The sequence below is a fragment of the Shewanella polaris genome (genome assembly GCF_006385555.1).
In the GTDB taxonomy this organism is placed as follows: Bacteria; Pseudomonadota; Gammaproteobacteria; order Enterobacterales; family Shewanellaceae; genus Shewanella; species Shewanella polaris.
In genome coordinates this window covers 2,931,877-2,953,951 of record NZ_CP041036.1, presented here as the reverse complement: position 1 = coordinate 2,953,951, position 22,075 = coordinate 2,931,877, and the positions used below count along the sequence as shown (strand labels likewise).

Sequence of the window (22,075 nt, the reverse complement as noted above, 5' to 3'; positions counted from 1 at the left end):
TATGGACCGGTTGACTGAACAATAATTCCCCAATGAGTCAGTTGGTATATTTGAAGTGACTAATCAGCAAACTGTGGTAACATTTTTGTTCTGTTCTTTCTTCTTTTGTGTGCTCAATGAAAAATACCCTTGCTCGTGGTTTAACTAATTTATTGCCTATGGTGCTGTCTATTTGGCTGTTTTGGTCACTGTTTATTTCCCTTGATGGCTTAGGTAAATTATTGCTCGATATTGTGGGGGTAGAACCTGTATTTGTCGGGGCAGGTTTTTGTTTGGTGGCGAGTTTAGTGTTTATCGCCGGCTTATTATTTTCAGTCAGCCCTATAGCGTGGATGTATGGTTGGATTGAAAACCAGCTAATGAAGTTTCCGCTGTTTAAGTCTGTGTATGGCAGTATTCGAGACATCGCCAGTTTAATGAATCGCGACGGCCAACCTAAAACTCAAAAAACGGTTTTAGTTAAACAAGCCAATGGTAGTTATGTTGTGGGTTTTATCATGAGTGAGACTGCACCACAGCCATTGGCTGATGCATTGCCTGAAGGTGAATGGGTGCCGGTTTTATTTCAATTAAGCTATCAAATAGCCGGCGTGACCAGCTTAGTAAAACGTGAAGACTTAATCAGTGTTGATTGGTCATTCGAAGATGCTATGCGCTTTAATTTAACGGCTGGAATATCAAATAGTAAAGCGGTTTAATCACTATAAAGCTTGGCACTAGCACAGTCTGGTACTTGCTCGTTCACTGTGCTGCTATCTGAACGAGTAAGCTGCTAATGTTATGACTGGTAGTAAAAAAACAACTCATATACCAAATCTAACGTTTAGATTCTGTCATCAATAAACTTACAGTTCTCCAATATTGTTTTAGTGCGATAAATCTTGCCTTATAACCATTAATCACTCAACAAATTGCCCCTTGCCATTAAGGGTTTATCAATAGGGGCTAGCATCGACTGCTGACATTATATTCATTTGCATATGGTTTACGGAGCAGAGCACACAACATGTTGGGTGCAGAATTAACGGACGAAAATGCAGAATAAACTTTCTATCGTGTCGAAGTGTATCTTGAGCATGGAGGCCAACAGTATGATGTAATGGGTTATACACAATCACAGATTATTGTGGATATTGCGACCCAGTACGAATGTTATCTACACTACTTCTATTTATCGAATTCTTCTCCAGTAGCAGAATAATTAGATAATAAGATCTAGCAAACAATTGCCCCAAGCGATAACAGTGATTATCCTTGGGGTAGTTTTTCTTATGAGTGATAAATCAATGTCAACCAACGAAAGTAAATTAGATAAAGTATTAGCAGAAGCCAGAGACTACAAAGCCAGTCGCGAAAAAGGATATCGTGAGCAAGCGCTTAAACTATACCCTTGGGTATGTGGCCGCTGTACTCGCGAATTCACCCATAAAAACTTGTCTGAATTAACAGTGCATCATCGTGATCATAACCACGATAACAATCCGTCAGATGGGACCAATTGGGAGTTATTGTGCCTGTATTGTCACGACAACGAACATTCACGTTTTGAAGAGCTTATTCGTTATGGTAGCACCAAAGAAGCTAAACAAGACGCCGCAACGTTTAACCCATTTGCCGATTTAAAAGCGATGATGAAAAAGTAAAACTGAAAATCAAGAAGCTAGGACGCTTTGCGAAGAGATGTTATGCAAGCAAGGTCATAAACCAAGAATTGATTCGTTGCCGTAATGTTTCTAAGAGCCTGTAAATAATTTTTGGGGCTGCTGTTTGCTTTACCCATTTTATATAAGCGCCGTACATTGGCTTGACACTGTTCGCCTTAGGTTTTATTGCTTGACGTTAACAGTTTCGCTCGTTAACGCGTGTTATCGTTTTCTAGTTTATCAGCGTCCTCACCTAAACGTTTTTCAGCTTCAAGCCATTTTGCACGAGACAAGGTTTGGTTGTTACTATCACCCAAAAACTGTTGTTTTCTGTGTGCTAAACTATCGCAAATTTGCTGTTTTTGCTCATGACTTGTTTGTAACCAAGTCACTATCTCGTCGATATGACGAAAACAACCCATGCAATAATCGTCTTCATTTAAGCCGCAGCGGGCGACACAAGGTGAGTGCATGGTTTACAATTCCAGTTTGGGTATCAATAAAGCGCATCCTATCATTTCAATCAGCTAAGGTTAACCATAAGCAACAATATGCCAGCAACCGATTATCAACTTAGCTTTAATGCAGTCGACTCACTTCTTAATACTTTTAAACCTTTATGGCAGCTAGTTGCGTTTGAGTGTGAACACTTACCTTGGCAGCATAAATTTCCGCATTTAGCTCAAAAGGTGTGGCAGCTTGATGATGCAGAAATAGATAGCCTAGATATGGACCAGCTGCAGCTGGTCGAGACGTTATTACCAAGCTTGATTTGCGACATAAAAAAGCACTTGCACCCACAGGCAGAGGAGTTAATGAGTCAATTAAGCTTGTTAGCCATCACTTTGCCTACACACTCGATTAACCCTGAGTCTATTCAACAAACTCCTGACAGAAGCCAGAAAAATAACAATGATAAAACTAAGGAATTAGCCCATTTTAGCGCGCATATTAAAGGTCGAAAATGGCAACAAATTGTCGCGTTTGCAAATAAAGTCGATCCACAAAATCAACCTAATCTAACCTTGTTACCCATATTAGAATGGTGTGCCGGTAAAGGGCATTTAGGGCGTTTAATTGCTAAAACACAGCGTGTTGATGTGATCAGTCTTGAGTGGCAAGCCCGTTTATGTGAACAAGGTCAAGGGTTTGCTACGCAGTGGCAATTACCGCAAACCTTTATATGTGCTGATGCTTTTATGCCACTAGATCCTGAAAAGCCTCTGTTATTAACGCAGCAGCATGCTATTTCATTACATGCCTGTGGCGATTTACATGTGCGGTTGCTTAATCTTGCTGTATCGGCAAAGACTCAGGCTATTTCTATATCACCTTGCTGTTATCATTTAATTCAACAATCACATTATCAACCATTATCGATCGCAGCAAAGGCCAGTGAATTAAGTTTGTCGCGCCATGATTTGCAGTTGCCGTTACAGCAAAGTATTATTGCCACCCCCAAACAGCAAAAATTTCGTAATCAACAAGTGTCATGGCGTTTAGGTTTTGATAGCCTGCAGCGGAATGTTCGAGGGATAAATGCCTATTTACCGGTACCGACTGTTAAACAAAGTCAGCTTAACGGCAGTTTTACTGAATTTTGCCAATGGGCTGCAGATCAAAAAGAATTAGTATTACCTAGCGATATCGATTTTACTGATTACTCTCAACGCGGATTTGAGCGACAACGGCTCACTAAGCGTATTGATTTAGTGGCTCATCTATTTCGCCGTGCATTAGAGTACTGGTTATTACTTGATCGGGTGTGTTTTTTACAAGAACAGGGATATCAAGTTGCATTGACTGAATTTTGTGCAAACAGTGTTACCCCTAGGAATGCGATGATCCAAGCAATTAAAACAAACTAATAGTAACCTTTATCACAAAAGTGTAAATTAAGCCTTTGTTTAAACTGGCTTACTTGGCTTAAAACTGTGAAAATTAACCAACGAGTTAATCAAGCATTAAAATCTAACCACAAAAAATCATCCAAATTACCGCATTAGCTTGCCGTTTTTGATTGAATAATTAAGCCATTCTTGTTCAAATGGCGGGTTAATAACGAATAACAACCATTCTAGTGGCTTTGGGCATGCTAGAGCGAAGCGAATTATACGGTTTAATGAAATATTCACGCGTCTTTATCAATAGTCTGGCTTATGAGCTAGCACCACAAATAGTGTCGAGTAGCGATTTAGAGTCACGCTTAGCACCCTTATATCAAAAATTTCGTATTCCAATGGGGCAACTTGCCGCATTAACGGGTATTACTGAGCGCCGCTGGTGGCCAAAAGGTCACCGTTTGTCAGATGGCGCAATTGCCGCTGCGCAAAAGGCTGTTAATGAAACAGGTATCAATGTCAGTGACTTGGGAGCATTGGTTTACACTGGTGTGTGCCGAGATCAACATGAACCTGCAACGGCTTGTCGAATAGCTGCGGAACTTGGGGTGTCAAAAGACACCGCGATTTACGATATCAGTAACGCTTGCTTAGGAGTGTTGTCGGGTATTTTGGATATAGCCAATCGTATCGAGCTTGGGCAAATTAAAGCCGGTATGGTGGTGTCATGTGAATCTGCACGAGACATCGTTGATGCCACCATAGAGCATATGTTAGCCGAACCGACGATGCAAAACTTCGCCCAGTCTTTAGCAACATTGACTGGCGGTTCTGGCGCGGTTGCCGTTATTCTAACTGATGGCAGTTTACCGCTTAAAACCGAACGTCAACATCAACTGTTAGGTGCCAGTCATTTGTCTGCCCCTGAGCACTACCAATTGTGTCAATGGGGTTTACAAGAAGCAGGACACTTATTGTATCGTGAGTTTATGCGTACAGATGCGGTAACCCTGCTTAAAGAAGGTGTTGAGCTTGCCAAAGACACTTGGGGACATTTTTTAGAGCAACGCAATTGGGTCGTCGAACAAGTTGATAAAGTGATTTGTCATCAAGTGGGGGCATCAAACCGCCGACAAGTGTTAAACGCATTAAATATACCTCACGAAAAAGAATTTCCAACTTACCAAAAGCTAGGCAACATGGGCACAGTGTCTTTACCTGTTACCGCCGCTATCGCACACGATGAAGGTTTTTTACGTGTTGGCGATCAAGTCAGCTTTTTAGGAATAGGCAGTGGCTTAAACTGCATGATGTTAGGAATTAAGTGGTAACACTGAGTGTTGTGTTTCATTATAAAAATAGTTAACAGGATGCATCATGTTAGACAACTTACTGCCATTTGAAAGTCACTATTTAGACCGTAACGGCAATAAACTGCACTACATTAACGAAGGCCAAGGCGAGCCAGTGGTTATGGTGCACGGTAATCCTAGCTGGAGTTACTATTATCGTAACTTAGTTAGCGCGTTGAGTGACCAGCATCAGTGTATTGTGCCAGACCATATTGGTTGTGGCTTATCAGACAAGCCCGATGATCCGCAATACGATTACACCTTAAAGAATCGTATTGATGACTTAGAAGCCTTACTTGACAGTTTAGGGGTAACACAAAACATTACTCTGGTTGTACATGATTGGGGTGGAATGATTGGAATGGGCTTTGCGGCTCGTCATCCTGAGCGTATCAAACGCCTAGTTTGTTTAAACACAGCAGCGTTTCATTTGCCTAACACTAAGCCGTTTCCTTGGGCATTGTGGATTTGCCGCGAAACCTTACTGGGTTCGTTATTAGTCCGTGGTTTAAATGCATTTTCATCAGCGGCATCGTATGTTGGTGTAAAACGCAAACCCATGTCTAAAGAAGTACGTGAAGCTTATGTCGCGCCGTTTAATTCGTGGAAAAACCGTATTTCAACATTACGATTTGTACAAGATATTCCACTTAAGCCTGGCGATAGGAACTATGATTTAGTAACTAGCATTGGCGATAGCTTAAGCGAGTTTGCTGATGTACCAACCTTGATTTGTTTTGGTTTAAAAGATTTTGTATTCGATAAGTATTTTTTAGAAGAATGGCGAAAGCGAATGCCTCATGCAACTGTGCACGAGTTTGCTGATTGCGGTCATTACATTCTTGAAGATGCCAGTGACGAAGTGATTGGCTTAATTAAAGACTTTATCGCAAAAAACTAATCACATCCTAAAAGGCTCATTTGAGCCTTTTAGCTATTTAATCGTTTAAAATTATCTATATATTGGCGTATCTTTTGTTGTTAGCCAGCATATATGCGTTACTCACATTAGCCAAAAATGAAGCCACATGACTCAAACCACTATACTTGCTAATGCCAATATCTGTCAGCACCTTAAAACTGCCGCGCAAACAATGCCTGCTGGGCTTGCAGTTGCTGTACAACACGCTAAGCAAGGCCAGTTCAATTATCAAGAAATCGACTTTGCGACCTTACACCAACAATCAGACATGATTGCCAAAGGGCTAATTCAATACGGCATCAAACGTGGCATGAAAGCGGTGTTAATGGTCACCCCAAGCATTGAGTTTTTCTCGTTAACGTTTGCTTTATTCAAAGCCGGAATAATCCCGATTTTAGTTGACCCAGGCATGGGCGTTAACAACCTTAAACAGTGTTTTGAAGAATCGCAGCCAGATGCGTTTATCGGCATTCCTAAAGCGCACATTGCTAGGCGCATTTTAGGCTGGGGCAAAGGCAGTGTTAAGCAGGTGATTAATGTGGGTGGCTCAGCCATTCAACGCTGGTTAACAAATGCTACCAGTTTAGAAACCATTGCCGAAATTGGGCGTCGTGTTACCCATTCTTTTGAAATGGCATTGCTAAAACCTGATGATATGGCCGCCATTTTGTTTACCAGTGGTAGTACCGGCACTCCCAAAGGTGTAGTGTACAGTCATGCAATGTTTGAAGCACAAATTAGTGCCCTTAAGCACGATTATGGTATTACCCCTGGCGAGCGCGATTTAGCGACTTTTCCGTTGTTTTCATTATTTGGCCCAGCACTCGGCATGGCGTCCATTGTGCCAGACATGGATGCCAGCAAACCCATTACCGCCAACCCAGGGCATTTGTTTGCTGCCATTGAGCAATACCAATGCAGTAACATGTTTGTTAACCCAGCCTTGTTAGAGCGATTAGGCCAAGCAGGGGAGCAAAGCCAACATAAACTCACCAGCATTAAACGAGTCATATCAGCTGGTGCTCCGGCAACCATCAGCTCTATTAAACGCTTTAGCAAAATGCTCAATCCACAGGTTGAAGTGCTTAACTCTTATGGTGCGACAGAATCGCTGCCCATCAGCATGATTGGCAGCCATGCATTGTTTGCGACCAGCGAACTGACAGATCAAGGTAAAGGGATTTGTGTTGGTAAACCAATATCGTCGGTAAGTATTGATATTATTGCCATTACTAATACAGTCCAATCTAATTGGGCAGATGTTAAAAAACTTTCCGCTAACGAAATTGGTGAAATTGTGGTGGGCGGACCTATGGTCAGCCAAGCTTATTATCAGCGTGAACCAGCCACTCAATTAGCTAAAATTAATGACGGTGAACACGTTAAGCACCGCATGGGTGACGTGGGATATTTAGACGATAATGGTTTATTGTGGATGTGTGGTCGTAAAGGCCATATTGTAGATGCCACTCGTGGTCAGCAAAAGTTAAAGCGTTTTTATACATTACCTTGTGAGCGCGTATTTAATACCCATCCACAAGTTAAGCGTTCGGCCATTGTTGCTGTTAAGCTTGGCGATAATATAGTGCCCTTATTGTGCATTGAATTACAAAAAGACATTGTATGCTCAACTTCGAAAGCACTGTATCAAGAGTTATTGACCTTGGCTGAGCAATATCCGCATACCGACGGAATAGGACGCTTTTTAATTCATCCTGAATTTCCGGTCGATGTGCGTCATAACGCAAAAATATTCAGAGAAAAACTTGCTGTCTGGGCACAAAAACAGTGGAAAGAATAAGGTCATCATCATGAATCTGACAGATTTACATCCACTAGAGCAATCTGCGCTTAGGCAATTGGCATTGTCGGTCAACAAAGTGTTTGTTACCGGAGCAGGCGGCTTTTTAGGATTGTCGATCTGTCAGCGCTTACTGGCGGCAGGTATTCAGGTGGTGGGTTTTGCGCGTGGTGCTTACCCAAGACTCGTTGAACTGGGCGTTGATATGCGTCAAGGTGATATAAGTGACTATGACAGCGTTAAACAAGCCATGCAAGGGTGCGATCTGGTATTTCATGTGGCATCAAAGGCAGGTGTGTGGGGCAACAAGCAAAGTTATTACTCGCCTAATGTTGATGGTGCAAACAATATTATCAATGCTTGTAAAGAACTTAATATTCAAAATCTTATTTATACCAGCACTCCAAGTGTCACCTTTGCCGGACAGGACGAAAATGGTATTAATGAGTCAGCACCTTATGCAAAAACATACCTCAATTATTACGGTGAATCTAAAGCCATAGCCGAGCAACTCGTCCTTACGGCTAACTCCGCTCAACTTCGAACAACAGCCTTACGGCCACATTTAATTTGGGGACCAAACGATCCTCATCTTGTGCCAAGAGTGATTGAACGGGCTAGAGCAGGGCGGTTAAAGCTTGTTGGGAATGAAGACAAACTGGTTGATACCATTTATGTCGATAACGCTGCCTATGCCCATATTTTAGCCGCGTTAGATTTAGTGACTAATGCTAAGTGTGCAGGTAAAGCGTATTTTTTAAGTAACGATCAACCCATTACCATGGCTGATATGCTTAATCGTATTCTCGCGTGTGTTGATTTACCGCCAGTGACCAAGCGTGTGCCAGCAAGTGTTGCTTATACTGCAGGCGTAGTGCTTGAAACCGTATATGGCTTATTGAATAAATCGCAAGAACCCATCATCACTCGTTTTGTCGCAAGGCAGCTATCAACTAGCCATTACTTTGATATCAGCGCAGCTAAACAAGACTTAGGTTACCAACCGCTGCTTAACATTGACCAAGGCATGCAAAAATTAAAGATATCACTCACAACTTAATTGTTAGGCACCTCCATTTTAATTGCGCCAACAGCATACAAAAAATGAATGGTCTAAACGACATGAAAAGCCGTTTGTAACATTGTTCTTACATCACTTCCGTTGGTTATTTTTAGTAATCACTTGGTTATATTTTATTCCACTGTATCTTAAATTCTGACCACCACGACAATAACCCCAAAGAGGGTAACAACTCATAACTAGGTGGCGCAGGGAGAAGCAATGCAAGATAACAAACAGGGTAAATGGAACTTAGCCACATTAGCCATTCATGGCGGACATCAACGCGAAGCCTTTGGCTCACTCACCACACCTTTGTATCAAACTGCCACATTTGTTTTCGATAGTGCCGAACAAGGCGGAGCTCGCTTTGCCGGAGAAGAACCGGGTTATATCTATACTCGTTTAGGCAACCCGACAACCGCAGAACTTGAGCGCAAAATGGCGCTATTAGAAGGCGCCGAAGGCGCTGCAGCAACAGCATCTGGCATGGCTGCCGTATCAAGTGCGTTATTAACGCATCTGCATGCAGGCGATCATTTAGTAGCATCTAAAGCAGTTTATGGTTGCACCTTCGCACTAATGACCACCCAGTTAACGCGTTTAGGCATCACAACAACCTTGGTCGATTTTACTGATCTCGCGGCAATAGAAGCAGCTATCAAGCCAAATACCAAAGTGCTATTTTGCGAAACGCCAGTAAATCCACATTTACAAGTATTCGACCTTACCGCCATGGCTAATGTCGCTAAAGCGCATAACTTAGTGTCTATTGTCGATAACACCTTTATGACACCGCTATTGCAACAACCGCTAGCGTTGGGCATCGACATGGTGATCCACAGTGCCACCAAGTATTTAAATGGTCACGGTGATGTTATCGCTGGTATTGTGTGTGGCAATGCAGAGCACATGCACAGATTAAAATACGAAATATTAAAAGACTTCGGTGGCGTGATATCTCCGCACGATGCATGGTTAATTTTACGCGGTTTAAAAACGTTAGATGTACGGTTAACTCGTCATTGCGACAACGCTGAAGTGTTAGCCGAGTATTTAGATAAACACCCTAAATTTAGCCAAGTGTTTTACCCTGGTTTAGCACACCACCAAGGTCATCGTTTCATCGGTAAACAAATGAAACGTGCGGGTGGTGTTATTGCATTCGAATTAACAGGTGATAAGCAAGACGCAATCAATTTTGTTAATCGTTTAAAGCTATTCACCATAGCCGTAAGCTTGGGGGATGCAGAATCGCTGATCCAACATCCCGCATCAATGACCCATTCGCCCTACACACCAGAAGCAAGATTAGCGGCAGGTATAACTGATAATTTGTTACGTATTTCTGTCGGATTAGAGAATGTAGAGGATCTGATCGCGGATATAGAGCAAGCCTTAGAATAAATACGGTAGCTAATGAAAAATTTGTTGATAGCAAATTTAAATGTAAATATTTTAATAACGGTCAATGTAATCGTAAAATGGCAATGAACCATAATAAAGACTGATAATACTTACCTATAGGTTATCTCCGCAACGCTTTTTCGAAGTAATGTTACGAGTATTATAGGTATAAAAAAACAACGCATTTTGCGTTGTTTTTCATTGTTAACAAACTTGTTTGGCTACTATGTTAGTTTTCAGAAATCGTTCCTGCTCCACCGCCTGAACCGCCACCAAAACCTGTAACACCAGGTGCTGGTGCAGCACCAAACCCGCCACCACCGGAAGTTTGCGTTTCTTCAACGACTTCTGCCACTATGGATGGGTCAATACCGTTGGCAAGTGCGACAGCTAAAATATCATCAGGAGCCATACCTGCAACAGCAGCAGCCTTCAATGCTTGCTTAATCAGCTCTGTATTGCCATTTGCGGCTTGAATCTCTATAGATAATTGCTGTGCTTGCTCTGAAATTGGAGCATTTTGAGTGCTAGCGGTTAACGTATCTTCAGCCATAACACCAGCAGACATGCCCGCTGTAAATAATGCTGAAACTAATAACAGGGTTAATTTATTTTTGCGCATTATTCTGCCTCGCTATTTGGTGAATGAGTAAAATAGTTCAGTTGCAATGCACTGATCCATGTTCGTGTTGCATTAATAGGAATTATACTACTGAAATTTTGTACAGCATACAATCCATTCCCTTGTAAACCATCGATGTTTATGAGTGAAAAGTGTTCACCAATAATGGCAGTTTCTACTTGCGGTGCGATGACTTTAATCCCAATACCATGACAAATTTGAATAACTGTTTGAACAAAGAATCGAGTATCTGATTGAGCAATATCTCGGACGTAACTAGGTTCAATCTTAATAAAATCAATGTTTAAGTTTCTTATATAGCAAAAAGAACTTAAAGTGGAACCAAAACGTTCAATGGCAATTTCAATATTTAATTTTTTTGCTCTATCAATAAAATGCTCTGTTGACTCAAGCGAAAGCATAGCTCCAGATTCGTTAAATTCATACAAAAGTGGTGGAAGCGTTTTATGTAATTTTTGGTACAAATCAAATAACCAATCGGTAAACATCGGATTATGCAAAGCACGATTACTAATATTAATGGCTACTCGTGTATGCTCGATATGTTGTAACTTATAAAAAATAAAGCACACAACAGCTTGTTCAAGTTCTTGAAGAACACCTAAACGTTCAGCCATAGCAAACACATCTAACGTCGATAACACTTCACCTTTTACTTTAAAACGAACAAATGACTCAACATATAAAATCGATTGATTATTATCTATTACAGGTTGCAACATCAAATCAAAAATCTTATCTAGTGGAATACACTTAATGGAAAAGTTTTTACTATTACAATGGTTAATTTCATTTTTAAAATACTGAGTAAACTCAGTTAAAATACTAACCCATTCTTCACGTGAATGATTCTTGTACGTTGTCTGGCTAGAAACCAACCCTGTGGCATTATCAGCATATTGATTGCATATCAGTTGATTATCTAAACGTTTAACTACTTCAGCGAAGCTTTCTTGATGGTTTACTCGAGTTAGAGTATGTTTTGCAAAGCCATTACTAAAACGTGATGAGCTTTCAATCATAATGTAAGACGTTATTTGCTTATCAACGACTTTAGCCTCGTCTTCAGTTAGCAAACTTAGAAACGCAAACTCAGACCCTGAAATACGATATAACGTTGTACCTTGTAAGTTATTTATCTTTTTACTAAAAAGCTGTGCACCTGATAAAATATAGTCATCACCACTTCCATAACCTTCATTATCATTCACCTGTTTTAAAGATGTCATCGATAATAAACCTAAGTAAAAGTGGTTACCGTGCTGCTCATATTCTGTTTGAATCGATTCAAACTTTTTTAATAACGCGCGGCGATTGGGTAACCCGGTATGTGAGTCGATATAAACATCGTGCGATAAGGCTTCAGCAAATTTTGTTTGTTCGTAAAATGATCGTTGAATATTCTCAATCATACTATTAATGGCATTTACCACAGTGTGCAACTCTGTGGTAAATGGTTTTATAGGATTGATCTCAAAGCGTTTGTGAATAACCGATTCAGCCTGCTTTTTAATACTATTTAGCGGGGTTAATACCGCTTTTAAAATAAAGTAAGCACATAACAGCGCAATAACAAACTGAAATAATGTAGAGACTAAGTTACTGACGGCATGATCCCATAAACTCTTATAAGAAGTACCAGCATGCGACTGCACTTGTAACTGTCCAGCAATACGCCAGCCATCACTCACTTCACTGGTCATTAGAGGCGGGTGCAAGGTAAACCAATTTATAAACCATTGTGGTACAACCAAGTTGCCTACAGGGTTTTCACGCTTAAATAGTATTTTCCCATCAAGATCTGTAAATGTTATTTGTTGATAATAACCAGAGTCGAAAATAACATTAGTCATGGTCTCGGCAGTCACTAAACCTTCTTCATCCATATAAGGCGAGATGGACAAACCTAAACTGTGTGCAGCACCTTGTGCGTGTGATGCTAACTGTTCATTTAAATAGTTACGCATATTCGACACATTATTGTATAACGCAGCTCCAAAGCTAAAAACAGATAAACAAACTATGAGCAGATAAAGCTGCAGACGCAAAGACATTCCATTAATAAACATTAATTGCTCCAGATCCTTTAGTTGGATTATTCACCGTTTTCAATTCGATTGATTAAATCAGTCCAATTTTTTGTACCACCGCTGGATGGTTTTGTGCTGCCTAACCCTTGTGCTTTTGCTAACCATAATCCTTGTCCATTAAATGAATAGACTGGCTTTAAATCACGACGCTGGTCAGCAGGTAAAATCTTAGTTTTTAAATTATCCAAAACCAGGGGCATCGATTTTGGGGTTTCAAAATAAATCAGTACCATATGTGGCTCGTCAATCAATAATGCACGCACATACATCAAGCGCATTTTGCTTTCATCTACGCCCATTGCTTTTAAAGTAAAGTACTTAAATATGGCAAAATCCTCGCAATCACCACCTTTAGTGCCTAATGATTCAAGCGGTGTTGCCCAATAATCACTTTTGTGCCAATGCTCACTATCACTCACAAAACGAATCCGTCGATTAGCGAACTGATTAGTTAAAAGTAACTTATCGTAATCACTTACTAGAGAACCTTCATTTATGATGTCATGCCAGTCACTAAATTCTTCTACACTTTCAGTGCCATAGCGGATCTCTACTTGTTTAAAAAAATCGGGTGTAAATAGGTCGTTGGTTATGTTGGCAATACACACAGCCGAAAAAATCACTGACAAGATAAGCCAGTGACGATATTTATCCCTATAAAACAAAATTAGCTTGATACGTAAATCCTACAAAAATGATGGTTAATCATAACACTGTAACTAATTAACATAAATTTATGCAATAACGGCCACATCATAAGCTAGTTAGTAAAAGAGCGACAATAAAATGACGCCACTTACTAGAGTATATACATAAAAATAACAAATTGTCTGAGATTAGATCGAAATCAGCCTGTTCAAATCAAAACCAAGTTTGTTAGTAAACACAATTGGTGGCGGCGTCAAATTATTGGCATGATTGTTGTTATGTAAATAGGTTGTAAATTGATTTTAGTCATTTTTGTAGACAGTAGTATTGCTGGTTTTTGTGAGTTATTTACAGTTTATTTTTATTTATTGTTTTAAATCAATAGCTTTGTGGTTGATCATGCTTGTGATAAAAGAAATTTTTTCATAAGTAATAACAAAATAATTGTATTTACAGGCACAAAAATAGTGCACATGATTATTTAAAATAACATTTATGGTGCAAAAGAAACAATGTAAACAGATTTTTGTAAATCCAATTTGAAGACAAATAAGTAAATTTATAGCTGGTCTATGCCAAAAGAGTCTGAAATTAAACTACTGCTAAAGGAATGTTTTTTCAGTACTTTGATTTCTGACTGAACAAATTGTCATAAAACTGACCTTTTAATGGTGAGTGTCAAAAAACTGTCATTAAATTGCTGTATATCATATACTCATAACATTATTAAAGATGAATAATGCAAAACAGAAAGTAGAAATGGACAATTTAAACAAGGAATGAAGTCTGTGATAACAGTATTGAAGCCGTAAACCCTATGATTTTGCTTCATATTTTATCGATGTATTCTCATTTTTATATTTGTCCTATAGGGTCGAAAGGGATTATTTTCTACTGTTTCGTTTAATTCATAAAATGTTAACAATTTGAAATGAATCATAGCAATCTGGAAGCTGTAATCTAGTGGCGGTAGCGTGTCTTTTTTCTAGTGTTTGTTGAGTATGCTACCGTCAATTTTCAATGCTAGAGCTTAGTTAAACGACATAATTTGAAAGACTAAATGAAACCGATCCGATTTTGATTTAAGTCAGTACCTTAAAGTTTTGTTATTGGAGTTCAACTTTAGATGTTCCTTTGCTCACACGGTTTGCATGGGCAGATTTGCAGTCATCTTTTACCGGTCAATAGAATTTGGGCTTTAGGAAATATGCGAAGAAAAGGTTTATAAATCATAAGAGAGATAATAAATACTAATATTGGACTGATGATGAAGAGTGTTACGTAACTGTATGTCATTGGTTCAATGTGAAGCTTCTTTGCTATAATCCATATAAAACTGATTATTAGAGTATGGGAGCAAAATGTAAAAAATATGACTGAACTATATTTCCCTATATTGAATTTTTTCGTTAAAAAACAAGCTATATTCCAAAAGATTATTGCCCCAAAAACTCTAGATGTTAAAGATATTATAGTTTGAACCTCATCAGGTAAGTTTTCAGGTTTGATAAAGATTAATAAGTTTGTTGAAACTATTAATAAAATTAAACTAACAGTGAACAATAACTGGCTTTCAAATTGTTCAACATAGATATTTTTGTTTTTAGCTATGACCATTCCAAGAAAAAAGAAAATAATAATTTTATCATTAATAAATAAGTAATTGTTTAAATTAGATATTGATAAGGTTATTAATAAAACAAAGGTAACAATTGATTTTATTCCAGATGTTAACCGTAATAATAAAAATGATAGTGTTACACATACAAATATGTCTCTTAAAAAATATAAAGGTAGAATACCCGGCGTATCGTATATGGAAAGTAAGTAGTTTAGAACATTTTTATCTTCCAGTGGGGATGTGCCAAGTAGTGAGTCTTTAGTCAGTGATAAGAAGTTCCATGCCACTAAAGGTACTAATAGCGTCAATGTTTTATTTCTTAATAATTTAGTGTATTTGTATTTTGAAATGGAAGTAACGATAAGGTAACCACTAACAATACTGAGCAATGGAACACTAGACCTGCCAATAAGATTACTTATTAGCATAATAAAATAATCTTTGAAATTATTTACATCTGTTATTTCGCCATATAGAGGTGGAAAATGTACATAAATCAAACTTAAAATGCAAATTACGCGAGCAGTTGAGATTTTCTTAGATAGTGAGTTTTTCATGATTTAATAACAAATTCATTATACATTTTCGTTGATACTATTTCTTTAACTAACATAATTCAAGTAAAAATTAATAATTATGAATGACTATAAGTTGTTAAGAACAGATGTTATCTTAATATTTGTTGTATTTTCTTTCTTTTTCTCATTAGTATTTAATTCAACTATTGGTTCTTTAGCTGCGTTGATGTTTATTGTTTGTGGCGGTTCTATTTTGATTAATAATATTAGTGAGAGCTATCGAATCTTGTTGAGATATAGGGCGTTATTGATTATCCCATGTCTTGCTATAGTATCATCTTTTTGGTCCGATACTTCCATGATTGCATTTAGAGGTGGAGTTCAATTATTATTAACAACTGTATTTTCAATAGTGTTGATCTGCCGAGTAGATAAAAACTTACTACTTAACTGTTTGGTTTTTACGTTTATTATTGCAATGGGCGCAAGTCTTGCTTCCAATCGTGTTGCATTAAATGGAATGACTGGTGAAATAAGTTTAATTGGAATATTTTCAAGTAAGAATTATTTGGCTATACATACGGCTATTGGGGTTGGTGTTGGTGTTGTTATGTATTTTTATAGTGAAAAAACCAATAGATTATCACGTATTCTAGGCGGAATTTTGTTATTCCTTGCTGTATTGGTTCTATTAAAAGCAAAATCATTTGGCACCACATTATCAGTATCTATGTCGCTATTTTTAATGTATTTATTTATGTGGTACCAAACTAAAAATATTACATTTTATTTGAGATTAAATGTTAATTTTTTTATGGTGGCAATACTTATTTCAATTATTGGAATAGCGATTTATTCATTGACTCAAAGTTTTTTTGACGAATTTATGTATGATATCGGGAAGGATCCTACATTAACAGGAAGAACTTATATATGGCAAAGAGGTTTAGATTTGATTTCTGAAAACCCTATATTAGGTTCTGGGTATCAAAGTGTTTTCGTTATAAATAATATGGTTGCTGAAGATATCTGGGAGTACGCGAAAGTAGAGTCAGGTTCGGGATTTAACTTTCATAATATGTTTATTAATATATGGGTTGAATTAGGTTTTGTTGGTTTTTTTATCTATGTAGTAGGCCTTATTCTACTTATAAAAAAACTTTATAAAAACTATGACTTTACAAATCCATTATTGGTTTTGTCAATATTTGTGTTCTTCTTTTTCTTTACGCAATCTTTCCTTGAAGCTGTTCTGTTAAGACAATTTACATTAGCTCAGTTTCTGATTTGTTTGGCTTGGATTTCATTTAGTTCTGTAAGCAGGAGAATTGTTAATGTTGCATGATGTTGGTAAAAAAGTAATTGTTTTTGGTGGTTCAGGTTTTATTGGTAACCATTTGATCTGCTCATTGGATAATACTGTAGACAGAATAATATCTATTGATATAAAACCGCCAAAAAATATTGTAAAAAATGTTGAATATATTCAAGCTGATGTAAGAGATTTAGCATCTTTAGAGGTGTATGAAAATATTGATGTTATTTATAATTTAGCTGCAATCCACACTACGCCGGGACATGAACATCATGAATACTATGAAACTAATATAGTTGGTGCAATTGAAGTATGTAAATATGCTAAAAAATGCAATATAAAAGAAATTGTTTTCACGAGTTCAATTTCTGTATATGGTCCTGGTGAAGATCAAAAAGTAGAAACTACGGCCTTAAAGCCTACATCCTCTTATGGTTATTCTAAAAAGATAGCTGAAAGAATCCATCGTGATTGGCAACAATTTGATAGTAATTATAAACTGACAATTGTCAGGCCTGCTGTTGTTTTTGGTCATGGGGAAGGAGGTAATTTCACTCGATTAGCTACATTATTGTCTAAAGGTTGGTTTATTTACCCTGGACGTAAAGATACGATCAAAGCATGTATTTACGTTGGTGATTTGCTGAATGCCATCGAATTCGCCAGAGGGGCTCATAATGATGAAGTTACTTTTAATGGTGCTTACCATCATGGCTATACCTTAGAGGATATTATTAACACATTCACGAAAGAACACTTCCCAAAAGTTAATACATTTCTTGTCCCCAAGTTTATTGTGTTGGCAGCGGCTAAAGCATTCAAATTATTCAATGCACTAAATATTGGAATTCACCCAGATAGAGTGATGAAATTGGTGCAATCAACCAACATATACCCTCAGTGGCTAGTGGATAATGGTAAAACATTTGATGATGGACTTGTTAGAGCATTAGCAGAGTGGAAAAAGGACTCATCAGGAACTTTTAAGTAATGGATAAACAAAAAATTCTGATCATTATTCCTTGCTTAAATGAAGCAGAACATATCGGTCGATTGTTACATCAATTTTGCAAAAATAAGAATAGTTTAATTATTGTTGCGGATGGTGGAAGTTCAGATGGTACTCAGCGGATAGTCAAAGATTGTATCATTGTAAATTCTAATATTAAGTTGATTTTTAACGAAAAGAAAATTCAAAGTGCTGGTATAAACCTTGCTATTAAGCTTTTTGGGTTTGATAGTAAGTATTTTATTCGTATTGATGCACATGCCGATTATCCTGATAACTTTGTAACTGAGTTAATTCAGTCGGCTGAAGTAACGGATGCAGATTCTGTGGTAATAGCAATGGATACCGTCGGTAAAACAGCTATACAGAATATGTTTGCTATAACGCAAAACTCAAAACTAGGTAATGGCGGTTCGGCACATCGCAATATTAGCAATGAGGGGAAGTGGGTAGAACATGGTCATCATGCTTTAATGCGTGTTTCTGCTTTCACTGATGTTGGTGGTTATGATGAATTATTCGTTGCAAACGAAGATGCTGAATTAGATTTTAGATTAATTAAAGCAGGATTTAAAATTTGGCTAACATCATCAACCTTTATGACTTACTATCCTAGAAGTGATTTTATAGGGCTATTTAAACAATATTACCGCTATGGAATTGGTCGTGCTTCTAATGTTATTAAACATAAACAAATCCCAAAAATTCGACAACTTATACCACTGTCTGTTCTCCCAATATTACTACTTTGCTTATTATTTCCAATAAATATAATTTTTGCATTACCATTTATAAGTTGGTTAGGTCTGTGTTTAGCTTATGGTGTTTTACTGTCAATTCAGAATAAAAAATTATTTATTGTTTTGTCTGGACCAACTGCTGCACTTATGCATTTTGGTTGGTCGGCTGGATTCTGCAGAAAATTAATTTCAAAAATTTTATATAGATAGGATTAGTTATGGAAGTATGTATTGGCATCTGTACCTATAAAAGACCTGAAATTAGGTTAACTTTAGAGTCTATTAGTGCACAAGTTATACCTAAAGATGTCACAATTACAATAGTTGTTGCTGATAATGATGAAACGGCTTGTGCAAGAGAATATATCGAAGGCTTAGCGTTAGAATTAAAGTTAACTTTAAAATATATTCATGCACCTAAACGAAATATTTCTATTGCTAGAAATGCTTGTTTAGATCATACAACGAGCCCAATTTTTTTAACTATTGATGATGATCAAGTAGCATCAAATAATTGGCTTTCATTGATGCTGAAAAAATTAGAAACAGAAAATGCTGATGTTGTTTTTGGTCCTGTAAATGCAATTTATCAAGATCATACACCTAAATGGATACTCAACAATGATTTTCATTCGCATAAACCAGTGTTCATTAATAATGAAATTCAGACGGGGTATACGGGAAATACCTTAATAAATTTATCCAAAACTGATGGTTTACGTTTTAATTTAGATTATGGAAGAACTGGTGGCGAAGACACAGATTTTTTTTATAAAATGTATGAAAGTGGCGCTAAATTAGTTTTCGAACCAATGGCGATTGTTGAAGAGCCTGTTCCAGAAAATAGACTTACCAAAAAATGGATTTTGAAAAGAAAGCTTCGAATGGGTCAGTCTTTTGGACAGTTAAATTTAGATGATAATCGTGGTTTAAGTAAATTTAAATGTTTTATAATATCGTTATCAAAATTAACGTATTGCTTTGCTCTTTGTTTATTACATTTTTTTGATAATGATAAGTTTCACTTTTGGTTAATGCGCGGAACCTTTCATCTAGGGGTTAATTTAAAATCTTTGGGCTTAAACCATATTGAGAATTATTAATGGATAATAGTATTTCAGTTATAATTGCGGCCTATAATTGTGAAGATTCAATCGTAAAATGTATTAATTCAGCTTTAAATCAATCATTCGTCAAAAAAATATTTGTTATTGATGATTTCTCAACAGATAAAACACTTGAAATAATTAATAATACATACTTTTTAGAAGCTAAAGTTGAAATTCTTACTAATGATAAAAATATGGGACCTTCTTTTTCAAGAAATAGAGCACTTGAAATTTGTGATACAGAATGGGTTACTGTGTTAGATTCAGATGATTTTATGATTGAAAATCGATTTGAATCATTATTAACATATGATAATGGTTATGAAATAATTGGCGACGATCAATTTAGAACTTTTGAAAATAACCCTGCAACATTATCAAAAATGTTAAATGTTGAAATCCCACTACTTGTTGATATATATTATTTTGTTGAGTCAAATATAACTAAAAAAGATGAGTATAGAAAAGAACTTGGTTTTTTGAAACCACTATTGAGACTTAGTTTTATTAAGAAGTATCAAATAAAATATAAAGAAGAGATGAGGCTTGGAGAAGACTTTGAGTTTTATTCAAGGTTACTATTGCATGGCGCTCGCTTTATACTTGTCGAAGCATGTGGGTACGTTACAGTCGTAAGGGATGATTCTCTTTCTGCAACACATTCAGTTGAAGATTTAACATATTTAAGAGATTGTAACTTATCCTTAATAAATGATTTTGATTATGACACTAAGGTTCACTCATTATTTTATAAATTGTATTACTCAATAAATAAAAAAATAAAATGGATCGAGTTTTATACAGCAATTAAAAATAGAAATATACTGCGTTCAATATCAGTTTTGTTTTGCCGGTTAGATGTGTTTTTCTTTATTACAAGCAATTTATTGGAGCAATTTAAGATTAGGTTTTTAAATGAAAAATAAAAGCTCTATGTTTGCATTATTTATAAGTAAATTTTTTCCGCCAATTCTTAATTTTATTGTATTTGTTTACAGTGCTAGGATTCTGGACCCTGAATCCTTTGGCGAGGTGGCATTAGCATTAACATTGATTTTTCTAGTTTCTTCATTTTTACCTACAGGATGGCGAGATAATTTATTTAAGAGTGAATACATAACAAGCGAAATGATCTCTACTGTTATTTGGTTTCATGTTCTTATGTCAATTGTTCTAGTTTCTTTATTATTATTGTTTTTTTATTTTTTTGAATTTGATTTTTATACTGAAACTATTAACAATATGGTCATGTTACTTTTTGTAAAAGTCTTATTTGATTGCTTTGTAAATGTATATAATACCCTTTGTGTGAAATATGAATATTATTTCCAACTAGCTATAAGAACAGTTATTTGTACTTTGTCTTCAGCTATAACGGTATATGTTATGTTGCAGTTAGATTTTGGTGTATGGGCTTTGGTATGTAGTCAAATCATTATTTCATTATTTGGTTTTATTTTTTTATACATTAAATTTAGAGATCAAACTTTATTATATTTTAGTTTTGAAATTATTAAGGATATGTATCAGTTTTCAATGCCTGTTACATTTGTGAATGGATTTACAAATTTATTCATTCAAGCTGAATCATTTATTGTAGGGAGTTTTTTAGGTGTTAAAGAGTTAGGTTTTTTTAATTTATCAAAACGTCTATATGACATAATAGTAGATATTTTTATTAGTACGATAAATGAAGTTTCTTTAAGTAAGATCTCTAAAAATATTAATGATGTTAAAGTTGATAAAAGTAACGAATTTATAAAGCTAACGGCTGTTACTTGGTGGTTGATGTTGCCATTGATTTTTTTGGCTTATTATTTTAGCGAACCAATGTTCAATATTTTATTTACCAATAAATGGGTAGAGTCAATTAAAATATTCAATTTCTTTTGTATAATCGCATTGATTGTGTCCTTAGGTGTACCACAGAGGAATTTTATTATATTACTTGGTGGCGCTCGTCATTTATCGAAAATTCAAGTATGTGTTGCTACTATCTCTATTCCAATATATATGACTTTAGCATCATACAACATGGAATATTTCTTGTATTCTTTAGTGTTTTTTAAATTTGTTAATTATATGTCATCGTTGATATTAGTTAGGCGGTTTATTTGTTTTTCTACTAGTTCATACTTTAAAGTTTTATTTAACTCTACGTTGTCATTAATCTTGGCTAACTTTCTTTGTGAATTTTTGTTTACTGGTTTTATTCATAATATTTACATTTATATAGTTATCTACTCTTTATCGCTGATAGCTTTTTATATCGGTTTTTTAGAGTTTTTTTCTCGTCGATTTAAAATAATTCCATCGATTGGGAACTTTACTTTTTTAACAATAATTAAATAAGGAT

At 36.4% G+C, this 22,075-nt stretch carries 19 protein-coding genes; 14 read left to right on the top strand and 5 right to left on the bottom strand.

Annotated features, from left to right (window positions below):
- The first annotated feature begins 116 nt into the window (after positions 1-116).
- The gene (locus FH971_RS12865; RefSeq protein WP_140234562.1) at positions 117-698 is read left to right on the top strand and encodes a DUF502 domain-containing protein; all 582 of its coding nucleotides are present in this window, start codon (positions 117-119) and stop codon (positions 696-698) included.
- 588 nt (positions 699-1,286) lie between these two features.
- Positions 1,287-1,643: a YajD family HNH nuclease gene (locus FH971_RS12860; protein WP_140235598.1), complete on the top strand. Its 357-nt coding sequence runs from the start codon at positions 1,287-1,289 to the stop codon at positions 1,641-1,643.
- 212 nt (positions 1,644-1,855) lie between these two features.
- Here FH971_RS12860 and FH971_RS12855 read toward each other — a convergent pair whose 3' ends face one another.
- On the bottom strand, positions 1,856-2,116 hold the full coding sequence (locus FH971_RS12855; protein WP_140234561.1) for a DUF1289 domain-containing protein: 261 nt from the start codon (positions 2,114-2,116) through the stop codon (positions 1,856-1,858).
- Positions 2,117-2,194: 78 nt separating this feature from the next.
- Between FH971_RS12855 and FH971_RS12850 the strand changes: the two genes are divergently transcribed.
- From FH971_RS12850 to megL, 6 genes are all read left to right on the top strand, one after another.
- Entirely contained in the window at positions 2,195-3,511 is a 1,317-nt protein-coding gene (locus tag FH971_RS12850) for a methyltransferase (RefSeq protein WP_140234560.1), read from the top strand.
- Between the two features lie 254 nt (positions 3,512-3,765).
- Positions 3,766-4,815, top strand: coding sequence for a 3-oxoacyl-ACP synthase III (locus FH971_RS12845; RefSeq protein WP_140235597.1), 1,050 nt, complete (start codon positions 3,766-3,768; stop codon positions 4,813-4,815).
- A gap of 46 nt (positions 4,816-4,861) precedes the next feature.
- Positions 4,862-5,737, top strand: a complete 876-nt coding sequence (locus FH971_RS12840; RefSeq protein ID WP_140234559.1) for an alpha/beta fold hydrolase — start codon at positions 4,862-4,864, stop codon at positions 5,735-5,737.
- Between the two features lie 127 nt (positions 5,738-5,864).
- Positions 5,865-7,559: an olefin beta-lactone synthetase gene (gene oleC, locus FH971_RS12835; RefSeq protein WP_140234558.1), complete on the top strand. Its 1,695-nt coding sequence runs from the start codon at positions 5,865-5,867 to the stop codon at positions 7,557-7,559.
- Between the two features lie 10 nt (positions 7,560-7,569).
- Positions 7,570-8,619, top strand: coding sequence for a 2-alkyl-3-oxoalkanoate reductase (gene oleD / locus FH971_RS12830; RefSeq protein WP_140234557.1), 1,050 nt, complete (start codon positions 7,570-7,572; stop codon positions 8,617-8,619).
- Between the two features lie 222 nt (positions 8,620-8,841).
- Positions 8,842-10,026, top strand: a complete 1,185-nt coding sequence (gene megL, locus FH971_RS12825) for a methionine gamma-lyase (RefSeq protein WP_140234556.1) — start codon at positions 8,842-8,844, stop codon at positions 10,024-10,026.
- Between the two features lie 229 nt (positions 10,027-10,255).
- On the opposite strand, the gene FH971_RS12820 is transcribed toward megL, so the two are convergent.
- The 4 genes from FH971_RS12820 to FH971_RS12805 all read right to left on the bottom strand — a co-directional run bounded on the left by FH971_RS12820 (position 10,256) and on the right by FH971_RS12805 (position 15,585).
- Positions 10,256-10,648: a hypothetical protein gene (locus FH971_RS12820; protein ID WP_140234555.1), complete on the bottom strand. Its 393-nt coding sequence runs from the start codon at positions 10,646-10,648 to the stop codon at positions 10,256-10,258.
- Positions 10,648-12,738: a bifunctional diguanylate cyclase/phosphodiesterase gene (locus FH971_RS12815; RefSeq protein WP_140234554.1), complete on the bottom strand. Its 2,091-nt coding sequence runs from the start codon at positions 12,736-12,738 to the stop codon at positions 10,648-10,650. Before FH971_RS12815 ends, FH971_RS12820 begins: the two co-directional genes overlap by 1 nt.
- Positions 12,739-12,764: 26 nt before the next feature.
- On the bottom strand, positions 12,765-13,382 hold the full coding sequence (locus FH971_RS12810) for a transglutaminase-like cysteine peptidase (protein WP_240778501.1): 618 nt from the start codon (positions 13,380-13,382) through the stop codon (positions 12,765-12,767).
- 1,192 nt (positions 13,383-14,574) lie between these two features.
- Positions 14,575-15,585 carry an acyltransferase family protein gene (locus FH971_RS12805; protein WP_140234553.1) on the bottom strand — a complete coding sequence of 337 codons (1,011 nt, stop codon included), beginning with the start codon at positions 15,583-15,585 and terminating at the stop codon, positions 14,575-14,577.
- A 94-nt stretch (positions 15,586-15,679) separates the two neighbouring features.
- Here FH971_RS12805 and FH971_RS12800 point away from each other — a divergent pair, with 94 nt between their 5' ends.
- The 6 genes from FH971_RS12800 to FH971_RS12775 are packed head-to-tail and all read left to right on the top strand — an operon-like array spanning position 15,680 to position 22,071.
- Entirely contained in the window at positions 15,680-16,891 is a 1,212-nt protein-coding gene (locus FH971_RS12800) for an O-antigen ligase family protein (RefSeq protein ID WP_167496019.1), read from the top strand.
- Positions 16,881-17,852 (top strand): NAD-dependent epimerase/dehydratase family protein, encoded by a 972-nt coding sequence (locus FH971_RS12795; RefSeq protein WP_140234551.1) that lies wholly within the window; start codon positions 16,881-16,883, stop codon positions 17,850-17,852. Before FH971_RS12800 ends, FH971_RS12795 begins: the two co-directional genes overlap by 11 nt.
- Positions 17,852-18,820, top strand: coding sequence for a glycosyltransferase family 2 protein (locus tag FH971_RS12790; protein ID WP_140234550.1), 969 nt, complete (start codon positions 17,852-17,854; stop codon positions 18,818-18,820). The genes FH971_RS12795 and FH971_RS12790 overlap by 1 nt, the downstream gene beginning before the upstream one ends.
- Positions 18,821-18,828: 8 nt before the next feature.
- Positions 18,829-19,713, top strand: coding sequence for a glycosyltransferase family 2 protein (locus tag FH971_RS12785; protein ID WP_140234549.1), 885 nt, complete (start codon positions 18,829-18,831; stop codon positions 19,711-19,713).
- Positions 19,713-20,645 carry a glycosyltransferase family 2 protein gene (locus tag FH971_RS12780; RefSeq protein ID WP_140234548.1) on the top strand — a complete coding sequence of 311 codons (933 nt, stop codon included), beginning with the start codon at positions 19,713-19,715 and terminating at the stop codon, positions 20,643-20,645. The genes FH971_RS12785 and FH971_RS12780 overlap by 1 nt, the downstream gene beginning before the upstream one ends.
- Positions 20,635-22,071, top strand: a complete 1,437-nt coding sequence (locus FH971_RS12775) for an oligosaccharide flippase family protein (protein WP_140234547.1) — start codon at positions 20,635-20,637, stop codon at positions 22,069-22,071. The genes FH971_RS12780 and FH971_RS12775 overlap by 11 nt, the downstream gene beginning before the upstream one ends.
- The last annotated feature ends 4 nt before the right edge of the window (positions 22,072-22,075 follow it).

Coding starts and splice junctions, on each gene's coding strand:
- oleC (WP_140234558.1), top strand. CDS start 5,865: ATGACTCAAACCACTATACTTGCTAATGCCAATATCTGTCAGCACCTT.
- FH971_RS12785 (WP_140234549.1), top strand. CDS start 18,829: ATGGAAGTATGTATTGGCATCTGTACCTATAAAAGACCTGAAATTAGG.
- megL (WP_140234556.1), top strand. CDS start 8,842: ATGCAAGATAACAAACAGGGTAAATGGAACTTAGCCACATTAGCCATT.
- FH971_RS12850 (WP_140234560.1), top strand. CDS start 2,195: ATGCCAGCAACCGATTATCAACTTAGCTTTAATGCAGTCGACTCACTT.
- FH971_RS12860 (WP_140235598.1), top strand. CDS start 1,287: ATGTCAACCAACGAAAGTAAATTAGATAAAGTATTAGCAGAAGCCAGA.
- FH971_RS12840 (WP_140234559.1), top strand. CDS start 4,862: ATGTTAGACAACTTACTGCCATTTGAAAGTCACTATTTAGACCGTAAC.
- FH971_RS12865 (WP_140234562.1), top strand. CDS start 117: ATGAAAAATACCCTTGCTCGTGGTTTAACTAATTTATTGCCTATGGTG.
- FH971_RS12855 (WP_140234561.1), bottom strand. CDS start 2,116: ATGCACTCACCTTGTGTCGCCCGCTGCGGCTTAAATGAAGACGATTAT.
- oleD (WP_140234557.1), top strand. CDS start 7,570: ATGAATCTGACAGATTTACATCCACTAGAGCAATCTGCGCTTAGGCAA.
- FH971_RS12820 (WP_140234555.1), bottom strand. CDS start 10,648: ATGCGCAAAAATAAATTAACCCTGTTATTAGTTTCAGCATTATTTACA.
- FH971_RS12845 (WP_140235597.1), top strand. CDS start 3,766: ATGAAATATTCACGCGTCTTTATCAATAGTCTGGCTTATGAGCTAGCA.
- FH971_RS12795 (WP_140234551.1), top strand. CDS start 16,881: ATGTTGCATGATGTTGGTAAAAAAGTAATTGTTTTTGGTGGTTCAGGT.
- FH971_RS12805 (WP_140234553.1), bottom strand. CDS start 15,585: ATGAAAAACTCACTATCTAAGAAAATCTCAACTGCTCGCGTAATTTGC.
- FH971_RS12775 (WP_140234547.1), top strand. CDS start 20,635: ATGAAAAATAAAAGCTCTATGTTTGCATTATTTATAAGTAAATTTTTT.
- FH971_RS12790 (WP_140234550.1), top strand. CDS start 17,852: ATGGATAAACAAAAAATTCTGATCATTATTCCTTGCTTAAATGAAGCA.
- FH971_RS12780 (WP_140234548.1), top strand. CDS start 19,713: ATGGATAATAGTATTTCAGTTATAATTGCGGCCTATAATTGTGAAGAT.
- FH971_RS12815 (WP_140234554.1), bottom strand. CDS start 12,738: ATGTTTATTAATGGAATGTCTTTGCGTCTGCAGCTTTATCTGCTCATA.